Here is a 9,088-nt window from a genome sequence, read left to right as displayed (position 1 = left end):
ACGATATCAAGTATTGAATTAAGACTATTGCCAACGCGAAAACCAAGCAATGATAGCGGTAGTCTTTCTTGTAAATCTTAAGAGAAATATCGCGTCTGGCTAAGGCGTGCAAGTCTACTAAGGGATAACCGCTCCCATGCTCCCGTTGAAGTAGAAAGTAAACTCTAGCTTTGTCTAGGTTTTATATAGCAGCTAGCCTTGGGTAAAATCTTTCTAAGACCACACCTGAAGAGTAGTTGCAACTGATGGTTGTTATAAGGAGCCGAACTCTGGAAATACCCAATCCTTCCATTCTAGGATAAAAAGTTTTGGCTACTTTTGACCAATTGTTTACAATTTGGCAAATAATCATCTCAGTCTCGCTACAATAAGAGCAAAAACTCAATGGTGATCCGAGAATTATCAAACACCTAAATAGGTTAAGTATTATACCATTAAAGGAGTTGAAACGGCAACATGACACAAGCAACTCAGTCTCAACAACGTGGAATTCAACTAAGTGAAGCAGCCTTGCGCCAGGTTAAATCCCTCCAACAAAAGCAAGGAGAAGAACTTTGCTTACGAGTGGGAGTTCGTCAAGGTGGTTGCTCTGGGATGTCTTACATGATGGACTTTGAGGACACCAGCAAGATCACTCCTCATGATGAAGTGTTTGATTACGATGGCTTCAAAATTGTTTGCGATCGCAAAAGTCTATTATATCTCTATGGTTTAATGCTCGATTATAGCGATGCCATGATTGGTGGTGGTTTCCAATTTACTAACCCCAATGCAGCCCAAACCTGTGGTTGCGGTAAGTCGTTTGGAGTGTAATATTGTCAGTGGTTGGTTGTCAGTTGTTCATGACTATTGACGGCTGACTACTGACTATTGATTATATAACTATTAACTGATTTGCTATGGCTCAAACAGTTGAATTCCTGTTTGATACAGGATTGGAACGCTATAAAGCTGGTGAACCAGCAGAATCTTTAATCCCAGTATTTCAAGAAGTGTGCGATCGCGCCCCGAAAACAAGTTCTGCTTGGATTTGTTTAGCTTGGTTGTACTTGCTAGAAAATCAACCCAACTTGGCTTACAAAGCAGCATACAAGGCGGTGAAGTTAAATCCACAAGACCCACAAGCCAGAATTAATTTGGCGGTTTCAATGCTGGAAACAGGTCAAAAAGGATTACGAGAACATATTGATTTTGCCAAACAGTTAATTTTTGTTAACCCAGAATGGGAAAGCGATATTAAAGATAGTATTGCCGATGGTTTAAGCCGGAAACCAGATTGGCAAAGTTTGGCAAAAGTTAAAACCTGGCTATTTGAGTCCTAAAATTTAGGATCAGATCCCCCGGGTTTTTCTCCCCAGAGGAAAACTTCTAGGGGGATACAGGGGAAACCAAAAAATTTCCCAAGCCCTTTATATCTATACCGGTTTTTCAACTCCAATTCTCAGTATGAAAGAAAAATTATTAAACTGGCTAAACTTGATTTTAGTTGCTGATGTATTCTTAGTTTTATTTGGCTTTGGCTGGTTAGCGATCGCCGCCTTTGGCGATGCTGCGGGAATCAACCTCGGTTTAGATTTATGGCATCAACTTTGGCAACCTCTGTTTAACCCAGCAATTGGTATCCTGATGGGGGGCGCTATCCTTAGCGGTTTAATTAGTTGGATTTCCCGCAAATTTCAGGCTAATTAACAGTTTTTTAGTGAGGACATTAGTCCTCTTTCCTCCGGTGTGAAAACCTACCCAATAATTTCTTGCAATGCTGGTAATAATTGAGGATATTGATACTTAAAGCCAGCCTCTAAAGTACCTTGAGGCATAACTTTTTGACCTTCCAAAACTACCATAGCTCCATCCCCTAACAGCAGCTCCAGAGCAAAGCCAGGAACGGGTAACCAGGAAGGACGTTGCATAACCTCCCCCAAAGTTTGGCTTAACTCTGCCATCCGCACAGGATGAGGAGCAGTGGCATTATACACACCTTTCATCCCCGGGTTAGTTAAAGCTTGCAAAATTAGATTTACTAAATCATCTAAGTGAATCCACGATAACCACTGGCGACCACTACCAAGGGGTCCACCTGTAAACAGCTTGAAAGGTGTAATCATTTTCGCCAAAGCGCCACCATTGCCTAAAACGATGCCAAAACGCAGAATAACCAAGCGGACACCAGCATCTTCAACTTTTTGGGCTTCTGCTTCCCAGGCTTCACAGACTTGAGCTAGAAAATCCTCACCAGGTGAACTGGTTTCATCAAAGGTAGCAGTTTCACTCGTGCCATAATAACCAATAGCAGAAGCATTAACTAACACAGAGGGACGAGGATTAGCCAGAGCTATAGCTTCGACAATTTTCTGCGTACCTAGCTGGCGACTATTGAGGATTTTCTGCTTTTGTTCTGGTGTCCAGCGTTCCTCAGCAATGGGTTCTCCCGCTAAATTAACTATACCATCACAACGGTTGATAGCTTCTTGCCAAGAACCAGACACAATGGGGGTATAGGCTACAATTTCTACTTGAGGAAAAGCCCCTGGGGGAAAAACCTTCACCGCTGTAGCAGGGTTGCGGGTGAACACCAGTATTTGATGACCCTCCTTGTGCAGTTTTTCCACCAAACGACTACCGACAAATCCTGTTGCTCCTGTAATTGCTACTTTCATAATCTTAATGCACTTCCACCAAACCCTTATTTTAACCGAGCGGTGATGAGTCTTTGATTTTTGACGACCAATTGCGCAATAAGATTGAGTTGGTAACAACACTCACAGAGCTAAAAGCCATTAATGCTGCCGCCCCAGATGGACTAAGAATAAACCCAAAACTGGGTAATAATACACCCGCAGCTAAGGGAATACCGATAGTATTGTATGCAAATGCCCAAAATAGATTTTGGCGGATTTTGTTGAAAGTAGAGCGACTCAGTTGAATTGAAGCGACAACATCATTTAAGCGATCGCGCATCAAGACAATTTCCGCCGTCTCCATGGCTACATCTGTTCCCGAATATAAAGCAATGCCGACATCTGCTTGTGATAAAGCCGGCGCATCATTAATACCATCGCCAACCATAGCGACTTTAGAGGCTGATTGTGTTTGTAATTCCTGGATCAGAACCGCTTTTTGACTGGGGAGAACCCCAGCCATCACATCAGCGCCATCTAGTCCTAGTTGTTCAGCTACGGACTTAGCTGCTTCATAGCGATCGCCACTGAGCAAAATAACCCGTAAACCCATATGACGCAACTGGTTGACTGTAGCTTGAGCATCCGCTCTCAGGGGGTCTTGCACAGCAATCAGTCCGGCTAAATTTCCCCCAACTGCTACCCCCACAACTGTTTTACCATCTTCTGCTAGCTGTAGGATCATCTGTTCTGCAGCGTCACTCCAAGTCACGCCATGCTGACTCAAGAAAGCGCAGTTACCCAAAATTACAGACAGACCCTCCACAACACCAGATACACCCAATCCCGGTTCCGTATGAAAATCCACAGCGTCAGGAATACATAGATTTTGCTCCCGTGCTGCTTGTTGAATGGCTTTAGCTAAGGGGTGGTAAGTGCCATTTTCCACTGCTGCTGCTAGTTGTAGGAGAGAGTAGGGTTTGTCATCCTTCCATTCTCCCATAGGTAGACAATCTGTTACAGTAGGATTACCAGTTGTAAGAGTACCTGTTTTATCAAATACCACAGTATCTAACTGGTGTACTGTTTCCAAGACATCACCACCTTTGATTAACAGACCCCGTTCAGCACCCATGGCGGTTCCTACAAGAATTGCTGTCGGGGTCGCCAGTCCCAAAGCACAAGGACAAGCCACAACCATAACCGCGATCGCTAGTTTCAAGCTGGTTAGCAGAGGAGAGTGGGTAAGAACCCCATCCATGACCTCTGTATGAGACATTGGGGAATGGTTCATCATTTCCATACCCCCAGAAACCGTCACATCACTCCAAATGTGAGTACCCCAAAAAAACCAAAAAACAAATGTCAATACAGAGGCCGTCAACACACCATAAGTAAAGTAACCCGCCACCGTATCGGCTAACTTTTGCACTGGCGCTTTACGCGTTTGTGCTGTTTCTACTAGGGTAACTATTTGCGCCAAAGTAGTATCCCTACCAGTTCGAGTGGCGACTATAGCCAATGCTCCTGACTGATTAATAGTTCCAGCAGCTACCATATCTCCGGGCTGCTTCATCACTGGTACAGATTCCCCGGTGAGCATGGACTCATTCACCGTTGTTTGCCCAAAGCGCACCTCACCATCCACAGGAATTTTATCTCCTGGTAGTACTTGCAACCATTCACCAACACGCACCCTTTCTGCGGGAATCTCCATAATATTGGTTCCCAAACCTATTTTTTCCGGGTCTGGGTTGAGAATCAACCGTCCTACTTGTGGTTGGAGTGTGAGCAATTCTCTAAAGGCCGCCGACGCTCTTCCTCTGGCTTGTTGTTCTAAAGTCCTACCCAGGAGGATAAAACCCAGCATCATTACTGGTTCGTCAAAGAAGCATTCCCAGCCCATTTTGGGGAATAGCAGCGCTACTAAACTAGCAGTGTAGGCTGTCAGCGTTCCCAATCCCACCAGAGTATTCATATTAGGCGAATTGCGCCGCCATCCCCGCCAACCCTCTACTATAATGGGGCGGCCGGGAATGATTATGGCCAATGTTGCCAATCCACAGTGAAACCAGATATTGTTTAATTCTGAGAAGATCGACAAGCCTATATTCTCAAAATGTCCGATTCCTGACAACACCAGCAGCACCCCAGCAATGATTAACTGCTGCAATGAAGAACGCATTTCTTGGCGCTTTTGTGCTTCTTTTTCTTCAAGCGTAGTTTCTCCAGCTACTTTTCCCCTAGTCTGACGCGGTTGACAGGGAAATCCAGCTGATGTTAATCGCTGTGCTAGTGTGTCCGGGTCCACTGCACCAGGTTCTGACTCTACCACAGCTACCTCTGTAGCCAAGTTCACACAGGCGCTTTTCACTCCTGGATATTGGGTTAGCTGTCGCTCTACAGCGCTTACACATCCAGCACATTTCATCCCCCCCACATCGAGGATAATTTTCTCTAAGGTCGGGCTTCGTTCTGGAGTAAACTGAGTTTTCGGGGTCAGTTGCATGACAAGTGTTGAGTTGGCTACGAAAATTCAACGCCTTAATAAAAGCGTACCTCTTTTGAGCGTAGGCGAAATTTGGAGATTTGACAGAACTTCAATCATCATAAACTTATGCGCTAATGTTGAATTTTTGTAGCCATCTTTCTGATATAAGTTACATATATCACAGCTACCACTTGTATAGGCATCATAGCAATCAGACTCTTACCAAAATAGTTAATGTCCAAAATAGACACGGCGCTGAAGTAGCCCATACCCAGCAGCAGCAACATCGCCCATGTGAGAGATTTAGGTTTAATTGTTAGCATATCTCTAAAAATAACTTCCTCTGGCTAATAGCAACTTCTAGAACCACCCCTGCTTATTCACAAAATAGGTATTAACAAAATCTTCCGAGGTTTTGTTTAAATAGATCATGCCCTCAATTAAACCCACAAGCTGCATAATTAATAAACTAATGCCGTAGGTAAAATAACCTCCAACTAAAGCTATAATCAACATAATGCAGCCTTCTGGAGTATATCCCAGAACGAATTTATGAACTCCAAATCCTCCGCAAATAATGCCGCAGTAACCAGCAATCAGTTGTTTAGTTGGTTGAGTGGTGTTGAAATTTGCCATATTAGTTCTATTCGGCTCGGAAGTGAATATAAAATTAGAATTTTAATCGATACTTAAATGACCCAACATATTTTTTCAGTAAATATTGACTAAATAGATTTTGAAGTTTTTGCAAGCTACATTTTCCACATTCATCATTAAAGCTAACTGGTCTAGTTTAAATACCCAGTTGACAATATGATCCAGAGGAATTATTCCTCTGAGTATATTTGGAAAGTATAGCAATCCTAAATGATTCATGAACAATTTCTCTTCCCTGTTCCCTTTCCTCACTGATAATTTCTCAACTCAAATAGGATGACTATATTCTAATTAATATTAACAATTCGTTAATATTACAAGACCACAGCCGCTGTGTTAACCTGCGCCCCATTCCCTACAAGGATATAGGGTTCAAGTGCAGTTAGCTGTGTTTTGTGGGATTAATTAAATACTAATGCATAGTACTTGTATTATTTGTAGATGCTATTTCCCGATGATTCAGGAAACTTTGCTACAAGTACAACATTAGCTGATCAGCCTAGTAACTGAGTGGGGAATTTTGGTGTGCAATAGTTATTATATGCAAATAAAAACAAATCGTTGACAAATTATCAACCGTGTAGCAATGTTATATTAATTACTACTACCTAAGATAAAGAGACTCAGTAGAGTGCCACTATTCCACAGACTATGGACAAGCATAGGTGCCAAGAGATTACGCGATCGCGTGTACACTATCCCTAAAACCACACCCAAAGCTGTTAAAGGCAGGATTTCTGATAAACTCAAATGGGCGATCGCAAACAACAAACTACTGAAAATAACTGCTCCCCACACAGGTACATAACGAGTCAAAGAAGGCAATAAAAAGCCGCGAAACAGCAGTTCTTCAAAAATGGGGGCCGCGATCGCAGCCGTCAAAAAAAACAGCCCCAGAGCCATACTATCTTGACTTTCCAAAGCTAGTTGTAACAGAGGATTACTACCCCCCTGACCCCGCCATAATTGTTGATTAATCAACGACACCAGTACCACTATCGGCAAAGCCGCGCAATAACCCCCAAATCCCCATAAAAACCATCCATCCTGCAACCGGAAGCGAAACCATTGGTCTGGGAGCGGCAAAAAACGCTTAATCGATAAATACAGCACCAGCAGTGCACCCGATGCCACCATCATATAGCTAACTAACACCGACCAAGCCTGAAAGCGCACATTGACAATAGGGCGCTCTATGGGTAATAGGGATAGCAACAGAGGCACAAAGATTTGCCCCATAAAGAAAAAGCCCACCACAAAAACTTCGAGAATGGTTTCTCCACCCCAAGGCGTTGACCAAGATAAATCAGCATTGCGAGCCAATAAAGCAGCTTTCCCCTTGAGCAAACGCTGACCAATCAAGAAAACCAGTAATATTAGACCTATTAATGCTGTCACCGTGGGAATTGTGGCAATTAGGGCTAGTTTTGTCACAGACTGGCTAGCAGCTTCTTGTTGTTCCGCTCTAATTTCCGATAAAGCTGCCTGTCGTTGTTGCAGTTGATACAGTTCAATTAAAGCAGTAGAGCGAAACCAACCATCTAAATTTTGATTAATCAGCTGTTGAGCATTGGGTAAGACACGGGGGGGAGTACTCCATAGACCAGTCAACACAGCAGCAGTTTCCCGCACTGGATTTACTTCCCCGGTTTGCTGCAATTCTTCCCAAGTCTGGATGGCTGTATCTGTCCGTCCTTGCTTTGCTTGTAAAATTCCCAGACTTAAGTCTAAGTCAGCCCGTAATTTTTGCAGTTGTTGGAGTGATCGCCGTAACTTTTCTTGCTTGTCTTCAGGCGAAGCCTGACTTTGGGGGGGTTCCCCTCCTAAAGGTTTAGGAGGTAGGGGAATAGTCTGAGGTTGAGCAAGTTGGTTTTGAACCTTATCCCAATTTGTTTGAACCGACTCACGTACCTGCTGATATTGCTTGGTAGCACTTTCTAGAGGTTGATCTCCCACAATGGCAGCTTTAATTGCTGACAAATTATCGTCATTAATATCTTCTGGCAGCCAAGTTTGGGCTTGGAGTGCAATATTAGTTTGGTACAGTTCCAAAGTTGTCTGAAACTGGGGTTCTTGTAAACTACCGAATAAAGACGAGACTGACAACAGGACTGCTATCGGTGTGAGGACAAAAAATAAAATTAACCGCTTAATCGTCATCTATTCCCCTTGAACAATTCACCAGGGTAAGGCTTACCCTTTGCTTCATAATCTTTGCAAGAAACAGCCGCAGGTTGATCAATATATTAATATTTTTAATATATAGGACTTCTATTTGATTTTTGAACAAGACTCAGTACAAACGGCAATTCTTCTTACCTGTTCCCTGTTCCATACCTAGACAAATCAATTCAGAAACCAAACCGGATTTCTATATTGATGTCAGTACTTGATGCTGGGGTTGGGTTTTATGAATCCTACTGGAAAATGGTAATATCATGACTCAGCCAGCAATAGAGTCATCTGTTGCTAACCTAAAATTTTGGTTTTCATGAGCAGCGACATCCAACTCAACCTTTTTGACCACCCCAACTCAAACCCGCGAGATTTAATTCCTACAGACGCAAAAATACCCATCATACCGGGAACATACAAGAATATTAGCGAGTTGGCACAGGATTGTCATCACTGTCACCGTTGTACCTTGGGAGACAGTCGGACTCATGCTGTTGTCGGGCGTGGTCATCTCCAAGCACCAATTATGGTCATAGGTGAAGCCCCTGGTCAAAGTGAAGATGAGACTGGTTTACCATTTGTCGGCAGATCAGGACAGTTACTAGAGAAAATATTAGCATCTGTGAATCTGAGTACTGAACGTGATGTATATATTGCCAATATTAATAAGTGTCGTCCACCACAAAACCGAGTCCCTACCCCTGATGAAATTGCCGCTTGCAAACCCTACTTGTTAGAACAAATTCGCCTTGTTGACCCGAAAATAATTTTACTCACTGGTGCAACAGCGGTAAAAGGTATCACCGGCGATAAACAAGCAATGACCAAAATTCGCGGTCAGTGGATGGAGTGGGAGGGGCGTTTGTGTATGCCGATTTTTCACCCTTCTTATTTGCTGCGTAACCCTTCTAAGGAAGTAGGTAAGCCTAAATGGTTAATGTGGCAAGATATGCAAGCAGTCCGCGCTAAGTTAGATGAAATTACTGAAAAATAGCAGAAGTTAAGGATTCTGGTTCTTCAGTACCTAATATGCTAAATTGTTTTGATAAAATCCGAAAAAGCTTACCGTATAAGGGAAATAATGTTGGTTATTGAAGAAAATGCCTGAATATTCCTTCTTAATCTCTGTTCCCTGTTCCCTGTTCCC

The 9,088-nt window shown here is 43.1% G+C and carries 9 protein-coding genes; 4 read left to right on the top strand and 5 right to left on the bottom strand.

All coding sequences use genetic code 11. The features are described 5' to 3' along the window. Positions 1–456: 456 nt before the first annotated feature. From NWP22_RS08500 to NWP22_RS08490, 3 genes are all read left to right on the top strand, one after another. Complete coding sequence (locus tag NWP22_RS08500) at positions 457–813, top strand: iron-sulfur cluster assembly accessory protein (protein WP_271732826.1); 357 nt, start codon at positions 457–459, stop codon at positions 811–813. Between the two features lie 86 nt (positions 814–899). Beyond that, positions 900–1,322: a hypothetical protein gene (locus NWP22_RS08495; RefSeq protein WP_271732828.1), complete on the top strand. Its 423-nt coding sequence runs from the start codon at positions 900–902 to the stop codon at positions 1,320–1,322. A gap of 124 nt (positions 1,323–1,446) precedes the next feature. Beyond that, a complete protein-coding gene (locus tag NWP22_RS08490; RefSeq protein WP_271732829.1) occupies positions 1,447–1,689 on the top strand; it encodes a hypothetical protein in 243 nt (80 codons plus the stop codon). Between the two features lie 47 nt (positions 1,690–1,736). On the opposite strand, the gene thyD is transcribed toward NWP22_RS08490, so the two are convergent. From thyD to NWP22_RS08465, 5 genes are all read right to left on the bottom strand, one after another. Continuing rightward, positions 1,737–2,657, bottom strand: a complete 921-nt coding sequence (thyD, locus tag NWP22_RS08485) for a thylakoid membrane protein ThyD (protein WP_280801734.1) — start codon at positions 2,655–2,657, stop codon at positions 1,737–1,739. A gap of 31 nt (positions 2,658–2,688) precedes the next feature. Next, positions 2,689–5,127, bottom strand: a complete 2,439-nt coding sequence (locus tag NWP22_RS08480) for a heavy metal translocating P-type ATPase (protein WP_271732833.1) — start codon at positions 5,125–5,127, stop codon at positions 2,689–2,691. Positions 5,128–5,240: 113 nt separating this feature from the next. Next, positions 5,241–5,432 carry a hypothetical protein gene (locus NWP22_RS08475; RefSeq protein WP_271732835.1) on the bottom strand — a complete coding sequence of 64 codons (192 nt, stop codon included), beginning with the start codon at positions 5,430–5,432 and terminating at the stop codon, positions 5,241–5,243. Positions 5,433–5,469: 37 nt separating this feature from the next. Then, positions 5,470–5,745 carry a TM2 domain-containing protein gene (locus tag NWP22_RS08470; protein ID WP_271732836.1) on the bottom strand — a complete coding sequence of 92 codons (276 nt, stop codon included), beginning with the start codon at positions 5,743–5,745 and terminating at the stop codon, positions 5,470–5,472. Between the two features lie 615 nt (positions 5,746–6,360). Beyond that, positions 6,361–7,926, bottom strand: coding sequence for a CPBP family intramembrane glutamic endopeptidase (locus NWP22_RS08465; RefSeq protein WP_280801733.1), 1,566 nt, complete (start codon positions 7,924–7,926; stop codon positions 6,361–6,363). 331 nt (positions 7,927–8,257) lie between these two features. Between NWP22_RS08465 and NWP22_RS08460 the strand changes: the two genes are divergently transcribed. After that, positions 8,258–8,935, top strand: coding sequence for a uracil-DNA glycosylase (locus NWP22_RS08460; RefSeq protein WP_271732839.1), 678 nt, complete (start codon positions 8,258–8,260; stop codon positions 8,933–8,935). Positions 8,936–9,088: the final 153 nt, after the last annotated feature.

Source organism: Anabaenopsis tanganyikae CS-531 (assembly GCF_029891675.1).
In the GTDB taxonomy this organism is placed as follows: domain Bacteria; phylum Cyanobacteriota; class Cyanobacteriia; order Cyanobacteriales; family Nostocaceae; genus Anabaenopsis; species Anabaenopsis arnoldii.
The sequence above is the reverse complement of the archived record's forward strand: the minus strand, read 5'-3'. Positions and strand labels throughout refer to the sequence as shown.

Excerpts from the sequence above, each read along its gene's own strand:
- NWP22_RS08500 (WP_271732826.1), top strand. The coding sequence starts at position 457 with ATGACACAAGCAACTCAGTCTCAACAACGTGGAATTCAACTAAGTGAA.
- NWP22_RS08495 (WP_271732828.1), top strand. The coding sequence starts at position 900 with ATGGCTCAAACAGTTGAATTCCTGTTTGATACAGGATTGGAACGCTAT.
- NWP22_RS08490 (WP_271732829.1), top strand. The coding sequence starts at position 1,447 with ATGAAAGAAAAATTATTAAACTGGCTAAACTTGATTTTAGTTGCTGAT.
- thyD (WP_280801734.1), bottom strand. The coding sequence starts at position 2,657 with ATGAAAGTAGCAATTACAGGAGCAACAGGATTTGTCGGTAGTCGTTTG.
- NWP22_RS08480 (WP_271732833.1), bottom strand. The coding sequence starts at position 5,127 with ATGCAACTGACCCCGAAAACTCAGTTTACTCCAGAACGAAGCCCGACC.
- NWP22_RS08475 (WP_271732835.1), bottom strand. The coding sequence starts at position 5,432 with ATGCTAACAATTAAACCTAAATCTCTCACATGGGCGATGTTGCTGCTG.
- NWP22_RS08470 (WP_271732836.1), bottom strand. The coding sequence starts at position 5,745 with ATGGCAAATTTCAACACCACTCAACCAACTAAACAACTGATTGCTGGT.
- NWP22_RS08465 (WP_280801733.1), bottom strand. The coding sequence starts at position 7,926 with ATGACGATTAAGCGGTTAATTTTATTTTTTGTCCTCACACCGATAGCA.
- NWP22_RS08460 (WP_271732839.1), top strand. The coding sequence starts at position 8,258 with ATGAGCAGCGACATCCAACTCAACCTTTTTGACCACCCCAACTCAAAC.